The organism is Gordonia sp. YC-XJ4, from assembly GCF_059511865.1.
The window spans coordinates 6,155,477-6,176,246 of sequence record NZ_CM183447.1 but is presented as its reverse complement, the minus strand read 5'-3'; the positions used below and the strand labels follow the sequence as shown (position 1 = coordinate 6,176,246).

The window sequence follows — 20,770 nt, the reverse complement described above, 5'->3', positions numbered from 1 at the left end:
ACTACCAGCATCGGCGGGGGTCGGTCGGGGGTGGACGGATACCACCTTGGCGGGGTCGGGCGGACTTGTCCACACACTTATCCACATCTGTGAATAAAAGGAGATGGAAGATCGGCGCTGCGGGTCGTGGTCACCGCATACCGACAATGGAATGTGACTGGCGTCAATGGGATGTGACTGGCGTCAATGGGATGTGACTGGCGAAACCGTAACAGACCTGATCGGGCGCCGACAAAGGAAACGAGCGGTCGATCCTCCGATCGGGGGAACGCGTCGGGCTGGCCTGCACGATCGGTGCTCGTTTGATTTGGCCGGGTTCACTCCCGTACTCTCGACTGGTCATCCAGGTTGCGGATTTGCGGTGGATCACGTCATCAGCAGCGTCGTCGAGCACTCGGCGTCGGTGCGGGGGGCGCCACCACCCCGGCACTAGTCCGGCACCGCGTCAGGATAAGCAGAGACCACCACAGGATGTGGGAACGCGAGCCATCGGCGTGCCCATGTCACCGAGCACAAGGAGTCACCGTGGCCAAGGGAAAGCGGACTTTCCAGCCCAACAATCGTCGTCGCGCACGCGTGCACGGCTTCCGGCTGCGTATGCGCACCCGTGCGGGTCGTGCCATCGTCAACAGCCGTCGCAGCAAGGGCCGCGCGAAGCTCACGGCCTGATCTCGACTTGCGCTGCCGGTCGTGACCACAAGTCCGGCCGGCTTCGTGTTGTTCGATGATGTCGGCCCAACATGGGATCTCTCGTGGATCCGACTTCTCCCGCACGCTGAAACGCGGTGTGCGGACCTCGACGCGTGATCTTGTGGTCAGCGTCGCCGTGGTGCCGTCGATCTGGCCGGACCCCTCGGGACGTCGTACCCAGGTGGCGATGTCCGGCGGGCCCTGGCTGGGGCTGATCGTCAGCAAGTCCGTCGGCCCCGCAGTGGTTCGGCATCGAGTGGCCCGTCGGCTGCGCGCCGCCTTCCGCGATGTCCGCGGGCGGGTTCCGGCCACCGAGACCTTCGTCGTCGTCCGCGCCCTCCCGGGCGCCGCACATCGCTCCAGTGACGAACTGGCCGACCAGCTGCGAGAAGTGATGGGACGTAAGCGTGTTCGCCAGCTTGCAGCGCGTTCCGCAGGGGTCGACGTCGCCGGCGCCGGGGTGTCGGCATGACCGATGTCGAACCCCTCCCCCACTGCTGCACGCCCACCGCCATCGAGGACTCGCGGTCAACGCGGGTCATGCGATGGATCCATCTGTTCCCGCGGCGCGCGCTGATCTTTGTCATCGAGCTGTATCGCACCTGGGTGTCGCCCCTGCGACTGCCGACATGTCGGTTCGAGCCGACCTGCTCGGCATACGCGGTCGAGGCGTTGACCCGACACGGGTTCTTCCACGGCGGTGCGCTGGCGGTGATCCGGCTGCTCAAGTGCGGACCGTGGCACAAGCCCGGCTATGACCCTGTCCCCGATCGAGGATTCCGCCATCCGCCGGTGCCCTCGCAGGTGACGCGGCGTGATGGCGCGCAGAGCGACGTCGCTCACGGAGACCTTTCTCAATCGGACGACCTTTCTCAATCGGACGCGGCGGAAACGTCGTATCGCATCGCCGACGACGGCGTACGCGCATCTATGGAAGTGAGGGATAGCTGACCCGTGCTGAACTTCATCTATTGGCCGGTATCCGCGATCATGTGGTTCTGGCACTGGCTGTTCGACTTCATCACGCCGGACTCTCCCGGCGGTAACGGCGTCGCCTGGGCACTGTCGGTGGTGTTCCTCGTGTTCACCCTGCGTGCGATTCTCTACAAGCCCTTCGTGAAGCAGATCCGCACCACGAAGAAGATGCAGGAGATCAACCCACAGCTGCAGGCGATCCGCAAGAAGTATGCCAAGGATCGGGTCAAGATGACCGAGGAGATGCAGAAGCTGCAGAAGGAGCACGGGTTCAATCCCCTGCTCGGCTGCCTCCCGATGCTGCTGCAGGTCCCCGTGTTCATCGGCCTGTTCCATGTGCTGCGGTCGTTCAACCGCACCGCGCACGGAATGGGTCAGCTCGGCATGTCGCCCGAGGAAACACGGTCGGTCGGCAACTACATCTTCAACGTCGACCAGGTGCAGAACTTCCTCGACGCTCGCCTGTTCGGGGTGCCGCTGTCGTCGTTCATCTCCGAGCCGAAGACCGAGTGGGCGGCGTTCGTCCAGCCGGGGCAGCCGATTGACTTCACGCGAGTCGACATCGCCATCGTGGTCATCCCGATGATGATCATCGCGTCCATCGCGACCCACATGAACTCCCGGGCGTCGGTCGCACGTCAACCCGAGGCCGCGCTCGCGAATCCGCAAACCCGGATGATGAACATGCTCGCGCTGTACATCTTCCCGCTCGGCATCTTGGTCACCGGCGCATTCTTCCCCGTCGCGATCCTCCTGTACTGGATGAGCAACAACGTCTGGACCTACGGGCAGCAGCACCTCGTCTTCGGTCGCATCGCCAGGGAAGAAGAAGAGGCCCGACTGGCCAAGCAAGAGAAGTTGAAGGCCAACGCTCCCAAACCCGGGGTCAAACCGGACCGCACCAAGAAACTCGGTGACGGCCAGGGGTCGGAGAACGGTGTGGACCTCGAGAAAGCCGACGGTGCGGAAGAGGCTTCCGACAACTCGGCGGAGAGCACCAAGAACGCATCGCTGATGGATCGACTCACCAAGGCGCTCGGGATCGGTGGGGCCGGCAGTGCGAAGGCGAGTGGCTCGAAACATGAGGACTCGAAAGCTGACGCCTCGACATCCGCGGCCGCGACTGAGTCCGAGGCGGCAGGCGCGTCCGGTTCTGGGGCGTCCGGTTCTGGGGCGTCCGGTTCCACGGGGAACGGGAATGGGTCCGCACCCGCCAAGCCGAAGCCGGGACAGAAACCTGCGGCGCAGACTTCCGGAGGGTCGGGAGCCAGGCCAAAGAATCAGGGGTCGAAGAAGGGCGGAAAGCGAGGCGGCCGCAAGGGCGGCCGGCGCTGAACCGTTTGCAGTACTCCCCCATCGCGGGCCGGGTCATTCCGGCGACCGCGCCAGACATCGCAAGTACGAGTAAGAAGGTGGAACCGAGATGACAGCTGAGACCGCGACGCACGGCGAATCAGATGTGACGGAACCCGAAGTGACCGAGTCTTCTGAGACTGAATCTCCTGTGACCGAGTCGGACGTCAAGGAGTCCGGAGTTGCGGAACCTGAGGTCGCCGAGTCGGAAGAGACCGGTGCTGAGGACGATGGTGCTGAGGACGATGGTGCTGAGGACGATGGTGCTGAGGACGACGGTGACCGTCTCTTCGAAGAGGGCGAGATCGCCGGCGATTATCTCGAGCAGCTCCTGGACGTGTTGGACTTCGACGGCGACATCGATCTCGACGTCGACGGGGACCGCGCGGTGGTGAGCATCGACGGTGGCGACGATCTCGCGAAGCTCGTCGGCCGCAAGGGTGAGGTCCTCGACGCGCTGCAGGAGCTGACGCGTCTCGCGGTCCAGCAGGTGACCGGCGACCGTAGCCGGCTCATGCTCGACATCGCACGGTGGCGGGCCGACCGCCGCGATCGGCTGGCGCGTCTTGGGACCGAGGTGGCCGAGCGAGTCCGGGACAGTGGCGGCCGCGAAGCGCTGGATCCGATGACCCCGTTCGAGCGGAAGATTGTGCATGACGCCGTCGCGGCTGTGGATGGCGTCATCAGCGAGAGTGAGGGCGTTGAACCCAAGCGTAAGGTCGTCGTCATCAAGGTCGACTGACGATCAGCCGCGGCACGCGGCATGCTCGGTGCCATGAAGTCGACCATGAGGTCGGTAGTGACGAAGTCCCGGTTTAGCGCCGGGACTTCGTCATTTCTGGTCCTGCTAATTACACATCTGTAATTCCTGGTGCTGTGATGTTCTCCGCGGCGAAGGTCCGTGTTTCACGTGGAACATGTGGCGTGGGGAAGACAAACGGAAGGATCGCGTTTCACGTGAAACATGAGAGCGGCAGTGCCGCGCCCGACGACGGTGCGGACCCCTCCCCTCCCCCATCGGCCCATGCGGTGTTCGGGGAGCGGCTGGAACTGGCGATGCGGTATCGCGGGATGCTCGCGACCGACGGCATTACGCGTGGCCTCATCGGGCCGCGGGAAGTACCGCGCCTATGGGATCGACATATCGTCAATTGTGGGGTGCTCGGTGAGGTCATCGCCGACGGGGAGTACGTCATCGACATTGGTAGCGGCGCCGGCTTGCCGGGCATCCCACTGGCCTTGGCACGACCCGATCTCCGCATCACGCTCGTCGAGCCCCTCCTACGACGAACAACGTTCCTGGAAGAGGTCGTCGCGTCTCTCGGACTGGACGTCACGGTCGTCAGGGGTCGCGCCGAGGAGCGAGCAGTGCGAGCTGAGGTAGGGCTCGCCGATGTGGTGACGTCGCGTGCGGTCGCGCCACTAGACCGTTTGGCTTCGTGGTCTGCTCCACTGATTCGACCCGGCGGGCGGCTGGTGGCGATCAAGGGATCGACAGCGTCCGACGAGATCGAGCGGGACCGCATGGCTGCATCGCGCCGAGGGCTGATCGATCTCGAGGTACGACAGTGTGGTGTCGGCGTGATCGAACCGCCGACTACGGTTGTTGTGGGCGTCCGAAATGATCGTGTCAGCGGGTCGCAGTCATCCAAGAAGAAGCGGGTTGATCGGCGTAGCCGATCGGACTCTCGTGGGTCAGGGAGGTAATTGGTGCGGATCGGTCGCATGGCGCAGAATAGAAGAGCGTCATCAAGTGGCTCGGAGATCTCTGGTGATGACACCCCATTGGTCGGTCGAAGGAGTCCCCGCGTGGTCCAGCAAGATCGCAACGTTTCACGTGAAACCGTCTCCCCAAGCAAGAGCGCATCGGACCCTCGCATCATCTCTTCCACTACTTCGACGGCCTTGGAGGCATCGTTGGACGACACACCTATCGCCGCCGCGGCCGCTCGAGCCAGCCAGGTGCTGACACCCGGTGCGGCTGGGCGACTACCCCGCCCGCGGGAGACCCGCGTCCTGACGGTTGCCAACCAGAAGGGTGGCGTCGGCAAGACGACGACAGCCGTCAACCTTGCAGCGGGACTGGCTGTCCACGGCCTCCGTGTCCTTGTCGTCGATCTCGATCCTCAGGGCAACGCCAGTACCGCGCTCGGAATCGATCATCGCGCGCCCGACATTGCCTCGGTGTACGAACTGCTCCTCGGAGAAGTCGGGGTCCGCGAGGCGATCAAACAGAGTCCGAGCAACGAGAACCTCTACTGTGTCCCCGCAACGCTTGACCTTGCCGGTGCCGAGATCGAGTTGGTTTCTCTCGTCGCACGTGAAAACCGCCTTCGGAATGCGTTGAACGACGAGGCGATGGCGGAGTTCGGCTTCGACTATGTCTTCATCGACTGCCCGCCGTCACTCGGTCTGCTGACCGTCAACGCGATGGTCGCGGCGCGCGAGGTGCTCATCCCCATCCAATGTGAGTATTACGCGCTTGAAGGTGTCGGGCAGTTGCTCCGCAACATCGAGTTGGTCCAGGCACATCTCAACAAAGAGCTCCACGTGTCCACGATCCTCCTCACCATGTACGACGGACGCACAAAGCTTGCCGACCAGGTGGCCGAGGAAGTCCGCCGACACTTCGGCGAGAAAGTCTTGTCCACGATCATCCCTCGAAGCGTCAAGGTCTCCGAGGCACCCGGATACGGGATGACGATCATCGAATACGACCCGGGTTCACGTGGATCAATGAGTTACCTCGACGCTGCCCGAGAACTCGCGATGCGCGCCGACACGGCGCCCGTGCCCTGATACCGCCTGATACCGCCTGATACCGAATGTCACCCGAGAGTGTCAGCCCGCCTTGCCCGAGAGGAATCCAGTGAGTCAGAAAGAGACCGCACACCGACGTGGTGGACTCGGCCGCGGTTTGGCGGCATTGATCCCGACCGGTCCCACCGACGAGGACCCGACCGCTCCGAAGCTCGGAGCTGCCGCAGCCGACGTCGTGATCGGCACCGGAAACGGTGGGGGTTCGGCAGCGTCATCGGCAGGCGCACCGAGCCAGAAGACCGCTGCGGCCACAGCCAACGGTGCCGGCGCGCCAGGTGCATCCACTCCCCCGGCTCCGATCGGCACACCCGATGAGGTCGGTGCGGTGTACCGGGAGATCCCACCGAAGCTCATTCAGCCGAACCCGCATCAGCCGCGGACCGTCTTCGACGAGGATGCGCTGAACGAGTTGATTCATTCGATCCGCGAGTTCGGTCTCATGCAGCCGATCGTGGTTCGCAAGTTGCCCGCTCCCACCGCCGACGGTGTCGAGTTCCAGATCGTCATGGGCGAACGTCGGTGGCGAGCCAGTCAAGAGGCCGGCCTCGATGCGATCCCGGCGATCGTTCGGGAGACGCCCGACGGTGACATGCTCCGCGACGCACTCCTGGAGAACATTCACCGCGCGCAGCTGAATCCGCTCGAAGAGGCGGCCGCGTATCAACAACTCCTCGAAGAGTTCGACGTGACACATGAGGAGTTGGCCGCCCGACTCGGTCGCTCGCGCCCGGTGATCACCAACATGATCAGGCTGCTGAAGCTACCCATTCCGGTCCAGCGACGTGTCGCGGCCGGGGTCCTGTCCGCCGGACATGCGCGCGCGCTGTTGTCTCTCGAGACCGGAAGTGATGCTCAGGAGGCGTTGGCGGCGCGCATCGTCGCCGAGGGACTGTCGGTCCGTGCGACCGAAGAAGCGGTCACTCTCGAGAACCGTGACGGCGGATCGACGGCCCCCTCGCCGACCTCCAAGCGCAAACCGATGCAGATGCCCGGTCTCCAAGACCTTGCCGAACGCCTGTCGGATCGTCTGGACACTCGCGTCACGGTCAGTTTGGGTAAGCGAAAAGGCAAGATCGTCGTCGAGTTCGGTTCGGTGGACGACCTCCAGCGAATCGTTGGAGTGATCGATCCGGGTAAGTGATTTCGCCGACGATTTTCCACGACCAACCACCCTCGGGAGTAACGTCACTGTGACGCAACAACGTGAACGCGGAACGATGAACATCGAATATCGTTACAGCACAATCGGTTTCGGTGTGACTGCGGCTTCCGACGGCAATGTGGCGATGGGACGGATGAGCTGACATGGAACCGGTGGTCTCGCGGCTGACTCTCGAGTCGTTCGAGTCACTACCTCCGCATGCGCGTCGGTGTGTCTTCTGGGAGGTCGACCCCAGCATGGCCGGCCCGCTGGATCAACCCGAGTCCGCGGGGCATACCGAGGTGGTAGGTCGCGGCGAGATCGTCGGTCGTGGCGTAGCCCGCGCTCCGTTCGAGAGCGAGTTCGACAAGGAAGCCTGGATCTCCTCGGTGCTCTTGGAGTGGGGTGCGTGCGGTCAGCTCGCCACCGATCCGGCGACCGGAGTCATCGTCGGCACAGCCTTCTATGCACCGCCCGGCCGTGTCCCACGATCTCGGCTGTTCCCGACGTCGCCGGTCAGCGCCGACGCCATTCTCCTCACTTCCATCCAGGTGGAGCCCGGTTATGAGGAGGTGGCCACTCCCCTACTCGATGCGGTGCTCGTCGACCTCATGCGCCGCGGTGTTCGCGCGGTCGAGGCATTCGGATTGGTTCGTGGCGGCGGACCGGGCGGTACTGGATCCGGCACGGCGCGCCGGAACCCGACGCCTGATGCGACTCCGGGAATGCGCGACATCAGTGAATGGTCCGATGAGGAGATCGTCAGCGTCGCGCGTGAAATCCTCGACAACCCGCAGCCCGATCTGTGCACTCGATGTCTACTCGACGCCGCCTTCCTGAAAGCATCGGGATTCGATGTCGTTGCATCTCACGCCCGCTTCCCCCGGCTGCGGTTGGAGCTCGATGAAGGTCTGGGGTGGAAGTCGGAGGTCGAGGGAGCTCTGGAGAAACTGGTCGTGATGGCGGCGATCGACATGACGGGACGGGAACGAACCTTCGCCCCGGTAGGACGCCGACTCTAGACCGCTACGAAAAGCCAAGTGGCGCGGTGATTTACCGCGTCGGTTCAGGAGATCTCTTCGGCGGCAAGGAGATCGGCGAAGGTGTAGGTCCCCGTGGGGCGATCGTCGTCGCCGAGCAGATACAGTCGCTTGACCGCGACGAGGATGGCCTCCGCGATGACGTTGCGGTAGTCGGCGTCCTCGAGGACCCGAGCGTCGTCGGGGTTGGTGATGTAGCCGACGTCGAGGATGATGACCGGCATCCTGGTGAGCCGCAACAGCTCCCACGTGCGTTCGTGAGTGCGGCAGTCCGTCAACGGGGTCCGTGCGGCGACCTCGCGTTGGACGAAGCCGGCCAGGTTGCGGCCGATTGTGGAGAACGATCCGTGGCTGTTACCGAAGTAGAAGGCCGCCACGCCGTTCGCGGCCGAGTTCGGGTAATGCCCGACGCGGAGGGAGATCATGACATCGGCGTCGATCATGTTCGCGACCCGGGCGCGCTCCTCATCGGTGGGCCGTCCCCTGCCGTCATGTGACAAAAAGGTCTCCATGCCGGCGGCCGCCATCCGGCCTTCGAGGCGGGCAGCGAGATCCCACAGCAGGCGACTTTCTGTGTCGGCGAGATCACCGGTCGAAAGGTCATGCAGCCCACCGGATCCCGGATCGATCACGATGCGCTTGCCGGACAATCGGGGACCCGAACGACGAACGTGCTCTTCTTCGCGGATGGCGAGAGGCGACCCACCGGTCACCCGGGTACCGAGGCGTTCGAGAGAACGCAGGGTGGCGGGCCCGCAGATTCCGTCGGCGAAGAGCCCGTATTCGCTCTGATAGAGACAGACAGCGTTGTGGGTTGTCTCACCGAAGACACCGTCGACCAGCGCGGTGTAGTAGCCGAGGTTCTGTAGGCGGTTCTGCAGCTGTGCGACGTCGTCGCCGACCATCGGCGCCGAGAAACGGAACGCGAGCACACGTGCACCGAGCTGATAGGAGGCCTCGCGCAGCGCGCGGTAAGTCGCGGGTCCGACGATGCCGTCGACGATGAGGCCGCGCTGCTGCTGGAAGGCCCGCACCGCTTGGTCGGTGTCGGCATCGAAAGTGTCACCCGGCGTGTCGGCTTCGGCGGCGTGTCGGCCGTGAGTAGTGCTGAGAAGACCCTGTCCGGCGAGGATCGAACGGATTTCGGCGACTGCCGAGCCCTGATCACCCAGTCGGAATTGTGGCATCTTCAGACTCCTTGGTCGCGACGAACAATCAGTGTCCGTGCGGATCGCGATTCGACGCCGGTACTCACGGAAACGCACTCGGCAGAACCACGAGCATTCTTTCAGTTCGACCGATGTGGGCCAAACCGGATCAGGTCACAATGTAGCGACAGGCACCGTCACCAGGTCGAATGTCGGTGACCGTGCCTGTCGTTATGCCATCTCCAACGATGTCGGGCGAACGATGTCAGGCGTTGGTGCCGACCACCGAATCCAGCTCGCGCAACAATGCGGCTTTGCCCTTCGCGCCGACGATGGTCTTGGTGGGCTGTCCGTTCTCGAACAGGATCAACGTCGGGATCGACATGATCTGGAAATCACGGGCGGTCGCCGGGTTCGCGTCGACGTCGAGTTTCGCGACGGTCAACTTGTCGCTGTGTGCGTCGGCGATCTCCTCGAGAACCGGTGCCACCATGCGGCACGGTCCGCACCAGGTGGCCCAGAAGTCGACGAGCACCGGCTTGTCGGAGCCGAGTACGGCGTCCTTGAACGTGGCGTCGGTGACGGCGACGGTATTTGCTCCCATGGTGATGTCCTCCTGTGATGAGTCTGGGGTTGATGAGGCTCGGGCTCGGGTGGCGGGTGCGGCCGGGTCAGCTGTGTGCGTCGACGACCAGCACGTCGGCCTCGACCGGGGTGGGGTCGATGTCGCCCTGTTCGGCCAACCACCGCTCGGCGTCGATCGCCGCAGCGCATCCGCTGCCCGCCGCGGTGATGGCCTGCCGATAGGTGTGGTCGACGAGATCGCCCGCGGCGAAGACGCCGGGCAGCGACGTGTAGGTGGTCCGGCCCTGGACCTGGACGTATCCGTCGGAATCGAGATCGACCTGGCCGCGCACGAGTTCGCTACGCGGGTCGTGGCCGATGGCGACGAACATGCCGGTCACATCCACTGTCTGGGTGTCGCCACTGCGGGTGTCGATGAGTTCGAGACCCGTAACCGATCCGTCGCCGATGACGGACTTGACCGCCGCGTTGGTGACGAACCGGATCTTGTCGTTGTTGCGGGCACGATCGAGCATGATGCGCGAGGCCCGGAACTCCTCCCGGCGGTGGATCAGGGTCACCGATCGCGCGAACTTGGTGAGGAATGTGGCCTCTTCCATCGCCGAGTCACCGCCGCCGATGACCGCGATGTCCTGGTCTTTGAAGAAGAAGCCGTCGCAGGTCGCGCAGGCCGAGACGCCGCGGCCGAGCAACTCTTGCTCTCCTTCGATACCGAGGTACCGCGCAGCGGCACCCATCGCGAGGATGACCGCGCGGGCGCGGTGGGTCTCACCGGAAGCCACGACCTCCTTGATGTCGCCGTCGAGCCGGAGCTCATCGACGTCCTCCATGCGGAGGTCGGCGCCGAAGCGGATCGCCTGCTCGCGCATCTCGTCCATCAGTGCCGGACCCTGGATGCCGTTCTGGAACCCCGGGAAGTTCTCCACCTCTGTGGTCGTCATCAGAGCGCCGCCGAACTGAGTTCCCTCGAAGACGAGCGGGGCGAGTTCGGCGCGAGCCGCATACACCGCCGCGGTGTAACCGGCAGGCCCGGATCCGACGATGATCAGCTCGTGGATCTGCTGGTTGTCTGACTGGGTCAATTCGTCCTCCGTGTCATCGACGCGCCGGCCCGGTGAGCCGCACGTACCTGGCATTCAACACAAGGGTATGCGGACATGTTCCCCGACGCGTCGGCCCCACGACGCGCGATCGGGCGTTTCGGCTGCATGGTTGACGAACGATATACCCGGGCGTTCTCGGCGGGATCATTCCCCGATGATCGTGCGGGAGATCGTGGCCGGATTGCCGGAATCACACTCGGGGCCGACCACGAGCGCCAGGAACCGCCCGGCCGTCCCGGTGGCGAGCAGGATCACCACCTGGCGGACACCGTTGACCATCACCGGTCCCGACCCCAGCACCGGTGTCTCGGCAGCGACACCGTTTGCAGCGGTGCACCGGCGTAATGCGGCTGTGGAGGCGAATGGTGCACCGTCGGTCCGGCCGAGCACCGACAGCGCTGCTGCGGCACCAGGCGCGGCGACGGAGGGCGCAAGGGACGAACTCGCCGTGCGGGTGCCGTCGGCCTGTGCACCGGTAGACGGAGCGCCGGTACGGGCCGAATGGCTGACCAGGACGACACCCACGATGACGGCAACGAGGACCGCCGCGGCCACCGAGAGCAGAGCCGCCGCCCGCGGGGCAGAGCGCAGCGGCCGCCGGCGCGCGAGCGGTGTGATGTCACTTCCGCTGCCGACCTCGGCGGCGATTCGGGCGAGCGTTTGCTGGGTGCGCGCGTCGACCCACTCGGGAACGGGCTGCTCGGGCACCGGAAGATCGCGCAGATCGACGCGCAGACCCTCCAATGCCGCGAGAACCTCCCGAGCTCCGGAGTCGTCGGCAAGTCGGGAACGGATGTGCGCGGCGACATCGGGTTCAAGTACGCCGGCATCGAGATCGGTCAGCAGATCCACGGAATACGGTGGATCCGGAAAGCGCGGTGATCCTGCAGAGCGCAGGTCATCGTCGGTCATCCGCGCTCCCCTCGTGTCGTGTCGCTGCACCCGGTGGGAACCCGGTCGTGATGGGACCCACGAATAGTTGGACGCAGCAGGACCTCCAGGGGTTCCATGGCGTTCGAGACAAAGTTCACGCCCGGCCCCACTCCGACTCGTCCTGCAGTGACTCGTGACGGAGATGACCGAGCAGTTTGGCCAGGCGCAGCCGTCCGCGCGAACTCCGACTCTTGATCGTGCCCTCGGGCACGCCGAGCAACTGCGCCGCCTCCGAGATGGAGTAACCCTCGACGTCGAGTGCGAGGACCGCCGCCCGCTGACCGGACGGCAATTCGTCGAGCGCTCGAGAGATCGTCTCGGTCAGGTCGACGCGCTGATAGTCGTCGGTGTGATCGGTGAGAATCGCGGTGTCGAACTCCGGTAGCGGCACAGTGCGGCGAGCCGCGTTGCGCCGCAGTCGATCCAGCGAAGCGTTGACCACGATGCGATGCAACCAGCTCGATACACGTGCCTCGGCGCGAAAGGAGCCCGCGGTCCGGTGAGCCGACAACAGTGCCTCCTGCAGGGCGTCGGCGGCATCGTCGGGGTCTCGGGTGGTGCGCAGGGCGACATTCCACAGGTACGTGTGGTGTCGGGTGATGAGCGTGGTGAATGCGGTGGGATCGCCATGGGTGTGCGCGGCGAGCAGTTGCTCGTCGCTGCGTGTGTCGCCCTGTGGCGAGTGGGTCCCCCCGGACATGGGATCGAGCGTAGTGGGCGCGGGTGTGCCGGGATAGTCGTGGTGCGGTGCTTGTGGACAACCGCACCGACGGTGGGGAGACCTGGATCAATCGAGGTTCCTCGGGCCCCGCGACCGAGTGCCGCACCGCAGGCGGTGTCATCGGATGTCGATGTCATCGACTTGATTCACCTGCTGCACAACCGACGGAAGTGCCTGCGGCGCAGCCGAACCTGCGCGGAGACGCACTCGAGCTCGCTACCCGGCCGGCGTTGTCCATTGGATCGTTGACGCACCGTCATGACCATGAACCGCCTCGACATCGGCGATCCCGCCCCACACCGCCGTCGAGCGGTGTTCGCCGGCCACCCAGTGGATCGCCACGCTTCCGTCGGTGAATTCGACGCCCTCGGCGACCACACCGGTGCCGGTCACCCCGGATACGTCGATGTGACGGTAGAGAAAGAAAGTCCGCATGGTGCGCTCCCCCCAGAGCGCGGATCAAGCCCGTTGCCCGGTCGCGCACTCCGACGGAGATTTAATATCAGATAGTCGGGCTTCACTACTTCATTTGCATAGACGTGAGCAAGATCACCACGCCGAGTCCGGTCCCGGAGCGGCCATGCGGCGTCCACGACACACACGCCGCACGCTCCCGGAAATCGCTGTGCGCCAGCGCTTTCACACCGTTCGGGGCTACAGTCAGGAGGTGTCCCGCGCCCGGCTGCGCCTCCTCGACGATGTCGAAGTACGACGGCTGCGCGCCGAAGAATTCACCTATTCGGAGGTCGGCGAGACGACCGGAGTGACACCCACCGGCTATCGACACGTCCGCCTGCGGACGCAACTGGGCAGCGGCCGTGATCATTTCGATGTGGCGCGTGAGGCCATGCTGTCCTGGCAGATCCAACTGCGCGCGAATATCGCGGTCGCCGCGTCGCATCCCACCATCACCGACGATGCGGTGGCGATATTGGGCCTACGGATCGGGAGGGTGAATGCCGTGCGGGCACCCGTGGCTATCGTCGCGGTGGAGTCCGATGAGGACATGGCCGGGTTCACCTACGGGACGCTGCCCGGGCACCCGGAAATGGGTGAGGAACGATTCGAACTGCGTCTGATGTCCGACGAGTCGGTTCAGTTGTCGATCAACGCCTTTTCGAGGCCGGCCACCCTCATGACCAGGCTCGGCCGACCTGTGGCCGCCGCGCTCCAGGATGCGATCACCCGGCGATACGGCCGCGCATTACAGGCGTGACGGGTATCCACCGTAGAAAAGACCCGGTACCCCGACGTCGGTCGACGTCGCGAATCAGGTACCGGGTCAGTTCGATAATCGTGGGATTTGGGGTGCAGGTCAGTTTGCCGCGTCGTAAGCCTCGAGGATTTCCTTCGGGAGTCGGCCACGCAGCGGCACCTCGTAACCCGCTTCCTGCGCCCACTCGCGAATCACCTTGGTGGACGGACGTGCTGAACTCGACGACGATTCCGAGCTCGCCGCGGGGGTACTGACCTTCGGCGCGGTCGACTGCTTGCGGCCACCGACCCGGGTCGACACCTCGAGTAGTTTGGCGACCGGAACCCGACCGTTCTCGATCTTGTCGAGATTCGCCGACGACACATCGATCTGGTAATCGACGCCCGACCACGACCACGAAATGGTGTGAGCGTCGTCGATATCGAGTTCACGGCCGTCGAGGTCATCTATGAACGACACAACTTGTCTTTTAGCCACGCCACGAGAATAACGCACGCCGCGGGCCAGACGTCGCATATGTGTGCACTGGCCACGTGCAGGGACGCCGACGGCGTCCGACGGCAACCCTCGCCCGACGCCGGCAGCAGCGTCAATCGGGCGTCTCGGCCCGGTGGCGCGGATATCCGCGAAATTATCCCCGGTATTTCAATGAGCTTGCAGTGCAACAATTTTCGACAACTCTGGAACGCTCTCAGCGAAACGCGCCCCATCGTATTTCCCGCGCAGCGCAAGAAAATCGGCGACTATGTGGTGCCCTACCGAATCGCCGGCGAGAGATTCGGTCCCGCGATCAGTCGGCGATGTCGAATACCGCATTCACCTTGGTGGGCGTGAGGCGGACGACGAGCTCGCCGGGTACCGCGTTACGCCTGCCGTACGCGTCGGCGAGATCCGGCCCCATATATCGGGCAGCGATACGTGTTGCGGTATCGAGGAGATCGGCGGGATCCTCACCGATCTCCGCGGTGCCCTGGACCTGAACGAAGGAGAAGGGCGGACGCTCGTCGTCGACAAGTATTGTGAGTCGCCGATCACGGCTGAGCGCACGCCCTTTTGCGGTGTCTGCCCCGGTATTGAACACGAGGACACCGTCATCCACGATGAACCAGATGGGCGCGACGAGCGCTCGTCCGGACGCGGAGACGAATGCCACCTTTCCGGTACGCGTGCCCTCGGTGAGAAATGCGACAACCCGGTCGTCGAGTTCGGTGTGTGCCATCACCCCATCATGGCCGACCGTGCGACGAAATTCAGCGCCGACAGTCCGGCGAGCGAAAGGAAAAGATGACGCCGAACCTTCTCAGCGCATGAGCTGATCGTAGGTGGCACCGAACATATCGACACAGACGTCGAGCACGACGTCGAGGTCGGTGGGTTCAGCGCCGATATCCACGGGATCGGGCGCGACATTCGTGAAATACCAATCGACGAGCAATTGCGTGACCGCGCCGACGAGTCCGACCGCGGCGAGGTGTTGTGCCGGCGACACCTCGCGCTCCCCCATCGCCAGCGCGAGAATGAGACTCGCCCAGTTGTGGATGGCTCGTAGGCGAGTCGACTCCACCGTCGGATCCACTCCGACGACCTCGACGAGCATCACGCGTGCGCGTCGCGGATCACCTGTCAACGTTGCGAGGAACGCCCCGAGGGTGTCACGGGCCGCTGCGCGCACGGCGTCGGGCGCGACGCCTGCCGGGTCGAGGAGATATTCCGCGGCGGCACCCACGGTCGCGGTTCGGGTGACCTCGACGCAGTGCTCGTACACGGCGATCAGCAATGCGGGACGGTCGGCGAACGACTCGTAGAAGTAGCGCTGGGTCAGACCGGCCTCGTCGCAGAGCCGTTTGACGGTCACCGCGGGGTAGCCGAGTTCCCCGAACAGCTGCAAACCGGCGTCGATGAAGGCTCGTCGCCGGCGGGCGCGTCGCTCGTCGGCCCCTGCGCCCCCGTACCGGCGCCCCTCCGCGGACTCGGGCTCAATGGAAGAGCGCTGCTCCCGGGATGGCAATGCTCTCCCCTTTCGGCGTGTGCGATCCGACGGCACCGTGGACAACCCGTCATCTGACACGCTATCGTGTCACACACAGATCTGACACGAGACTGTGTCAGATAACTCGACGACCACCGGAGAACAACGCCGTGCTCGACCTACTTCCCGACCCGATGCACGAGCCGACGGTGCTCGCGATCCCGTTCTTCCTGGCGCTGCTGGTACTGGAATGGTTCGCGGCCTGGAAACTGGAGGATCGGGCCACCGATACCGAGGACACCGATACCGAGGACACCGGTCCTGCCGTCGAGCGCCGGTCACCGGTCGGTGCCTACGAGAAGCGTGACGCGCGGGCCAGCATCTCGATGGGACTGGTGTCGATAGCCACGAGCGCGGTGTGGAAGATCGCGGGGCTGCTGGTCTACACGGCGATCTTCGTCTACATCGCGCCGTGGCAGCTACCGATCGGCTCCTGGTACACGTGGGTGATCGGATTCGTCGCCGTCGACGTCCTCTACTACTGGAATCACCGCATCTCCCACCGGGTCCGGTTGGTGTGGGCGACTCATCAGGCCCATCACTCGAGCGAGTACTTCAACTTCGCGACCGCGTTGCGGCAGAAGTGGAATATCAGTGCGGCGCTGGTGATGTGGCTACCGCTGCCGTTCCTGGGCATCCCGCCTGCGGTGGTGTTCGCCTGCTACGGCGTGAATCTGGTGTACCAGTTCTGGATTCACACCGAACACATCGATCGCATGTGGCGGCCCGTCGAATTCGTCTTCAACACCCCGTCACACCATCGGGTGCATCACGGCAGCGACCCGGAGTACCTCGACCGCAACTATGCCGGGGTGTTCATCCTGTGGGACCGGATGTTCGGATCGTTTCGTGCCGAGGCGCATCGGCCACATTATGGGCTGACCAAACCTGTTGGCACCTACAACATCTGGACACTGCAGACGCACGAGTACGTCTCCATCGCCCGTGATGTGCGGGCGGCCGCGGGCTGGCGTGCCAAGCTCGGCTACATCTTCGGACCACCCGGGTGGAGCCCCACGACCGGGGACGCCCCCTCGGCGAGCGGCGCGGTCAGCTCGTCGCGCTGATCTTGGAGACCTGCACCTGATAGCTGCCCCCCGCGCCGGGCAGGGAGGTGACCCACACCAGTAGATACCGCGACTGTGTGGGACTGGCGATAGACAGTGTGGTGTCGGGCTGATCGACGGTGCCCTGTGCCAGCTGGGTGGTCTGGGCCAGGGTGGCGTCGGCGCTCTGCGCACCGCGCAGCGATACCGCGAATCCCGGTGTGGTGGTGGTGATCGAGACGGACTTGACCGTCTGTGGCGATCCGAGATCCAGCATCAGGCCGAGCCCCTGCTTGAGGCTGCCGAAGTCGGCGGTGCGGTAAGTGTCACTGCGCCAACCGGATCCGGCGCCGGTGATCACGTTGCGGGCCAGGTCGGGATTGTCACCGGACTGCCCGGAATAGTCGACGAGGGTGGCCGAGCGCAGCGCGATCGGTCCGCCCGCGGGTGCAGCGGCGCCGGGTGCCGGTGCAGGCGCCGACGTGGTCGACGACAGGAACTTGTTGATGTCGGTCTGCTCGTCACCGCCGCCGAAGACACCGGTCAGCCACACCACCAGGGCGATCACGACGAACAGCACGAGCAGAGCCGCACCGACGAGCAGTGCGACGGTCCGGTTGCTGCGCGCGGGCTCGTCGGAACCGATCCGACCTGACGGGCCGATCGACACCGGTGGCTCGTCGGAGTCACCGAGTGCGGGGATCATGTCGGTCTTGAGGTCGACGACGGTGGCCTGATCGAGAACGTGCTGAACCGTTGCGGCAGTGCGGATTCCACGACTCCCCGACAACGCGCGGGCGGCGACGGCGGAGATCTCGAACGGGATCTCCGGGTCGACCTCGCGTGGCTCTATGGGGCCCTCGCCGTCGGCGGCGGGCGAGGCGATCGCCAGACCGCCCACCGGGGTGGTCGTGTTGATGGTGGTCACCAGCTCGGAACCGGTGGCGCCGTCGAGCGGCCACCGTTGCAGCAGTAGTGCGTAGAGCACCGCTCCGAGTCCGCGGACGTCGGAGGTGGCATCGTCGCCGGCGAGGGTGCCGGGGAAGGCGAGCACCGCATTGCCCTCGGCGGAGATGCGGATGCGATCCGGATGGTCGATGGACAGGGCGCCGCCGGAGCGATGCGCGGCCTCGGCCGCGGCGGCCAGCGCGCGGACCGCACGTGCGGCACCGATCGGTGACGGATGCGTGGCGGCGACCTCCGACAGCGAGGAACCCTGAACCCATTCGGCCACAACGATGCCGCCCGATGAGCCGCGGACCACGTCGAGCACGCGGGCGACGCCCGACGAGCTGATCTGGCCGAGACGCAACGTACGGGTGAGCACGGCCTGCGGTCCGGTGTCGCCGGATCTGCTCGGAGCTCCCTTGTCCGGTGGGGGTGCGAGCTGTTCGGCGTCGACGAAGGTCAGTCCGACCTCGCGGTCGAGGTTGATGTCCTGGGCCTTCCAGAACTGCAGACCCCGTGTGCCGCCGTGATGTTCGAGCAGGCGGTACCGACCGCCGGCGACCGCGGCGCCCGGCACGAGGCGGGGTCCACGGCGTCGCGCCGGGCGGATGGGCTCGGCGCGGTCGGGATCGACGGGGGTGGCCGGCATCGCGTCGGCCGACTGGGCGCCGCCCGAACCATTGGCCGAATTCGACTGTGCGACCGGTCTTTCCGGAGGTGTGGTGGTATCGGAAGTCGGGGTGACGCCGCGTTCGGCCGGACTGATCGGGGATTCCGGTGTGGCGTCGATTCCGCTCTCGTTCACGCGGCGAACTCCTCTCCTCCGATAGCGCATGTCCGGGGGTCGTTGGGGCGGGGTCCACGGCGCCACACCGGCGCCGCCCGCGGCGCCACCGGTGTGCACCGCATACGACTGCCACGTCGCGGAACCGCGATCGAACCGTCGAACGACCTGTACCTGACCAGAGTACGGTAGCGACTCGTCGCTGGTGACCCGCGGAAACTGAACCGTGATCGTTGCCGATGGTTGTTGTTGCGGTTCGCCGTTCGGCGCAAGTGCGGGGATGAAGCGACCGGCCACGCGTCGCACCGACATCAGGACGGAGACCACGTCGGGAAGACCGGCCGCCGCCAGGCCCGCATAGATCACGCCGAGCACCACGATCGCGGTGAGCAGAAGGTAGGCGATCGACCCGATCTTGCCGTGCTGTGTCGCCAGGTGCAGGCCCGAGATCTCGGCGATCAACCACACCGCGAGGGCGCTGCCGACGGAGATCGCGAGCGTCACCACCGTCGTGCGGGTGACGTTGGTCAGCCGGGCGTCACGCGGATCGCGGGCGTCGGCGCGCAATCGGCTGCGCAACAGATAGTGGCCGACGATCGCGCCGACGAGATATCCGAGACCGTTGGACAGGGCCAACCAGCGCACCACGAGGTCCGGGTCGGAGAACAGCACCGGGCCGAGATAGGAGGCGGCGATCTTGACGACGGTGATGCCCAGGACCATGAAGGTCGGCGTCCACGCATCCTCGCGGGCGTAGAACACCCGCAACTGCACCAGCGTCATCGCATAGGGGATCAGGGTGAAGGCACCCCAGGCGAGCGTCGAACCCAGCTGCGTGGCCACGTGCGCGTCGAACCGGCCGAAGTTGAACACCGCGACGCCGATGGCCGGGCCGAAGAAGGTCATGTAGGCGACGACGGGCACCAACGCGACCATGGTGAGCCGGGTGGCCAGCGACATGTCGTCGACGACGGCCTTGGTGTCGTCGCCGGCGGCATTGCGCGAGAGCCGCGGCATGATCGCGGTCAGAATCGTTACGCCGAGCACACCGTAGGGCAGCTGCAACAGCTGCCAGTGCGTGACGTAGACGCTGATGCCGGTCTCGGTGGCCGCCGACGCAATGCGATAGGTGACGATGAGGCCGACCTGCAGGATCGCGACGTAGGAGACGATCGCCAGCGCCATGTTGCCGAACTTGCGCAACCGTGCGTCGAGCCCCCACTCAACACGTAGCCGGATGCCGGCACGACGCAGGTAGGGCAACAGCACCAGCGCCTGCAACACGACGCCCATCGCGCAGCCGATACCGAGGACGAGTAACTGCGGGTCGCTCATCCGGAACGGGTTGAGCGTCAATTGGCCGGGCATCAGCCAATACGCGATGAGTGCGCTGATCTGGACGACGTTGTTGAGGACCGGCGCCCACGCTCCGGGCTTGAAGTAGCCGCGCAGATTCAGGATCGCGGTGAACAGTGCGGTCAGCCCGTAGAAGAGGATCTCGATGAGCAGGAAGTAGGCCAGCCCGGTCGCCAGCGGGCGCAGTTCCGCGTTGTCGATGTTGAGGCTGGTCAGCAGGGGTGCCGCGGCGATCGCGGCGATGGTGCCGATACCCAGCACGACGACGGTCAGCGTGAAGATCTTGTTGATGAAGGACGCGCCGCCGTCGGGGTCCTCGGCTTCGGCGCGGGCCAGCAGCGGGATGACGATGGCGGTGAGGACCGCGCCGAGCAGGATCTCGGCGATCATGTTCGGCAGGACGTCGGCAGCCTGGAAGGCCGACGCCACCGAGGCGCCGAGCAGGGCCAGGATGAGCACGGTCCGGACGAATCCGGTGATGCGGCTGGCCAGGGTGGCGATCGCGATGGACCCGCTGGTCCGCAAGATGCTCGAATCGGAGTCGCGTGCCAGTCCGGTGCCGGACTCGTCGGACGACGGGGCGTCCTCCGCTCGGTTTTCGTCGGACCGGGTTTCGTCGGACCGGGGATCGCGGTCGAGTGTCGGGGTCGGGGTGTGACGCGGGGCCCGCGCGGGTGGCGGGGTGACGCCGGGCCGGGGTCCGGTGCCGCCGGATGCGGCGCGGCCCGCGCCCATGCGTCGGGTCTCGGGGGTGACGGGTGCGCCCGACAGCGGCGGGGCGTCGGCGAGCGGGCCGGCCAGCGGTGGTGGTCCCGACCGGGTGGGACCCTGACGGGCCGGTCCGTCGGCCGGTCGGGGCCGGCCCTGCCGGGACTGAGTCCG

General features: G+C 65.4%; 21 protein-coding genes. 11 read left to right on the top strand and 10 right to left on the bottom strand.

Annotation, left to right across the window (positions count from 1 at the left end; genetic code table 11):
* Nucleotides 1-525: 525 nt before the first annotated feature.
* From rpmH to AC5ZH6_RS27670, 9 genes are all read left to right on the top strand, one after another.
* Nucleotides 526-669, top strand: coding sequence for a 50S ribosomal protein L34 (gene rpmH, locus AC5ZH6_RS27710; protein ID WP_006368615.1), 144 nt, complete (start codon nt 526-528; stop codon nt 667-669).
* A gap of 55 nt (nt 670-724) precedes the next feature.
* On the top strand, nt 725-1,162 hold the full coding sequence (gene rnpA / locus AC5ZH6_RS27705) for a ribonuclease P protein component (protein WP_288338145.1): 438 nt from the start codon (nt 725-727) through the stop codon (nt 1,160-1,162).
* Nucleotides 1,159-1,641, top strand: a complete 483-nt coding sequence (gene yidD, locus AC5ZH6_RS27700) for a membrane protein insertion efficiency factor YidD (RefSeq protein ID WP_006368613.1) — start codon at nt 1,159-1,161, stop codon at nt 1,639-1,641. Before rnpA ends, yidD begins: the two co-directional genes overlap by 4 nt.
* A 3-nt stretch (nt 1,642-1,644) precedes the next feature.
* On the top strand, nt 1,645-3,000 hold the full coding sequence (gene yidC / locus AC5ZH6_RS27695) for a membrane protein insertase YidC (protein WP_288338144.1): 1,356 nt from the start codon (nt 1,645-1,647) through the stop codon (nt 2,998-3,000).
* Nucleotides 3,001-3,169: 169 nt separating this feature from the next.
* On the top strand, nt 3,170-3,760 hold the full coding sequence (locus tag AC5ZH6_RS27690; protein WP_416361956.1) for a Jag family protein: 591 nt from the start codon (nt 3,170-3,172) through the stop codon (nt 3,758-3,760).
* A gap of 314 nt (nt 3,761-4,074) precedes the next feature.
* Nucleotides 4,075-4,725, top strand: a complete 651-nt coding sequence (rsmG, locus tag AC5ZH6_RS27685; protein ID WP_353886136.1) for a 16S rRNA (guanine(527)-N(7))-methyltransferase RsmG — start codon at nt 4,075-4,077, stop codon at nt 4,723-4,725.
* A gap of 171 nt (nt 4,726-4,896) precedes the next feature.
* Nucleotides 4,897-5,817 (top strand): ParA family protein, encoded by a 921-nt coding sequence (locus AC5ZH6_RS27680; RefSeq protein ID WP_496169287.1) that lies wholly within the window; start codon nt 4,897-4,899, stop codon nt 5,815-5,817.
* A 70-nt stretch (nt 5,818-5,887) separates the two neighbouring features.
* Entirely contained in the window at nt 5,888-6,979 is a 1,092-nt protein-coding gene (locus tag AC5ZH6_RS27675) for a ParB/RepB/Spo0J family partition protein (protein ID WP_014362114.1), read from the top strand.
* A gap of 164 nt (nt 6,980-7,143) precedes the next feature.
* On the top strand, nt 7,144-8,001 hold the full coding sequence (locus tag AC5ZH6_RS27670) for a hypothetical protein (RefSeq protein WP_288338143.1): 858 nt from the start codon (nt 7,144-7,146) through the stop codon (nt 7,999-8,001).
* Nucleotides 8,002-8,045: 44 nt separating this feature from the next.
* Here the strand turns inward: AC5ZH6_RS27670 and AC5ZH6_RS27665 are convergent, their stop codons facing one another.
* The 6 genes from AC5ZH6_RS27665 to AC5ZH6_RS27640 all read right to left on the bottom strand — a co-directional run bounded on the left by AC5ZH6_RS27665 (nt 8,046) and on the right by AC5ZH6_RS27640 (nt 12,944).
* Nucleotides 8,046-9,206: an N-acetylmuramoyl-L-alanine amidase gene (locus AC5ZH6_RS27665; protein ID WP_006368606.1), complete on the bottom strand. Its 1,161-nt coding sequence runs from the start codon at nt 9,204-9,206 to the stop codon at nt 8,046-8,048.
* Nucleotides 9,207-9,432: 226 nt separating this feature from the next.
* The gene (gene trxA, locus AC5ZH6_RS27660) at nt 9,433-9,771 is read right to left on the bottom strand and encodes a thioredoxin (RefSeq protein WP_006368605.1); all 339 of its coding nucleotides are present in this window, start codon (nt 9,769-9,771) and stop codon (nt 9,433-9,435) included.
* 67 nt (nt 9,772-9,838) lie between these two features.
* A complete protein-coding gene (gene trxB, locus AC5ZH6_RS27655; RefSeq protein ID WP_035727288.1) occupies nt 9,839-10,834 on the bottom strand; it encodes a thioredoxin-disulfide reductase in 996 nt (331 codons plus the stop codon).
* A gap of 165 nt (nt 10,835-10,999) precedes the next feature.
* Nucleotides 11,000-11,767: an RsmA family anti-sigma factor gene (locus AC5ZH6_RS27650; RefSeq protein ID WP_288338142.1), complete on the bottom strand. Its 768-nt coding sequence runs from the start codon at nt 11,765-11,767 to the stop codon at nt 11,000-11,002.
* A 115-nt stretch (nt 11,768-11,882) separates the two neighbouring features.
* Nucleotides 11,883-12,488, bottom strand: coding sequence for an RNA polymerase sigma factor SigM (gene sigM, locus AC5ZH6_RS27645; protein ID WP_288338141.1), 606 nt, complete (start codon nt 12,486-12,488; stop codon nt 11,883-11,885).
* A gap of 237 nt (nt 12,489-12,725) precedes the next feature.
* Nucleotides 12,726-12,944, bottom strand: a complete 219-nt coding sequence (locus AC5ZH6_RS27640) for a hypothetical protein (protein WP_006368601.1) — start codon at nt 12,942-12,944, stop codon at nt 12,726-12,728.
* Between the two features lie 232 nt (nt 12,945-13,176).
* On the opposite strand from AC5ZH6_RS27640, the gene AC5ZH6_RS27635 reads away from it, so the two are divergent.
* A complete protein-coding gene (locus AC5ZH6_RS27635) occupies nt 13,177-13,725 on the top strand; it encodes a DUF1990 domain-containing protein (protein WP_014362109.1) in 549 nt (182 codons plus the stop codon).
* A 99-nt stretch (nt 13,726-13,824) separates the two neighbouring features.
* Here the strand turns inward: AC5ZH6_RS27635 and AC5ZH6_RS27630 are convergent, their stop codons facing one another.
* The 3 genes from AC5ZH6_RS27630 to AC5ZH6_RS27620 form a co-directional block, all read right to left on the bottom strand.
* Nucleotides 13,825-14,241 carry a histone-like nucleoid-structuring protein Lsr2 gene (locus AC5ZH6_RS27630; RefSeq protein ID WP_210739690.1) on the bottom strand — a complete coding sequence of 139 codons (417 nt, stop codon included), beginning with the start codon at nt 14,239-14,241 and terminating at the stop codon, nt 13,825-13,827.
* A gap of 274 nt (nt 14,242-14,515) precedes the next feature.
* A complete protein-coding gene (locus AC5ZH6_RS27625; protein WP_006368598.1) occupies nt 14,516-14,944 on the bottom strand; it encodes a PPOX class F420-dependent oxidoreductase in 429 nt (142 codons plus the stop codon).
* Nucleotides 14,945-15,025: 81 nt separating this feature from the next.
* A complete protein-coding gene (locus AC5ZH6_RS27620) occupies nt 15,026-15,613 on the bottom strand; it encodes a TetR/AcrR family transcriptional regulator (RefSeq protein ID WP_020172929.1) in 588 nt (195 codons plus the stop codon).
* A gap of 251 nt (nt 15,614-15,864) precedes the next feature.
* On the opposite strand from AC5ZH6_RS27620, the gene AC5ZH6_RS27615 reads away from it, so the two are divergent.
* On the top strand, nt 15,865-16,821 hold the full coding sequence (locus AC5ZH6_RS27615) for a sterol desaturase family protein (protein WP_288338326.1): 957 nt from the start codon (nt 15,865-15,867) through the stop codon (nt 16,819-16,821).
* Here the strand turns inward: AC5ZH6_RS27615 and AC5ZH6_RS27610 are convergent.
* Nucleotides 16,805-20,623, bottom strand: coding sequence for a murein biosynthesis integral membrane protein MurJ (locus AC5ZH6_RS27610; RefSeq protein WP_496169285.1), 3,819 nt, complete (start codon nt 20,621-20,623; stop codon nt 16,805-16,807). The two genes, AC5ZH6_RS27615 and AC5ZH6_RS27610, sit on opposite strands and share 17 nt — an antisense overlap.
* Nucleotides 20,624-20,770: the final 147 nt, after the last annotated feature.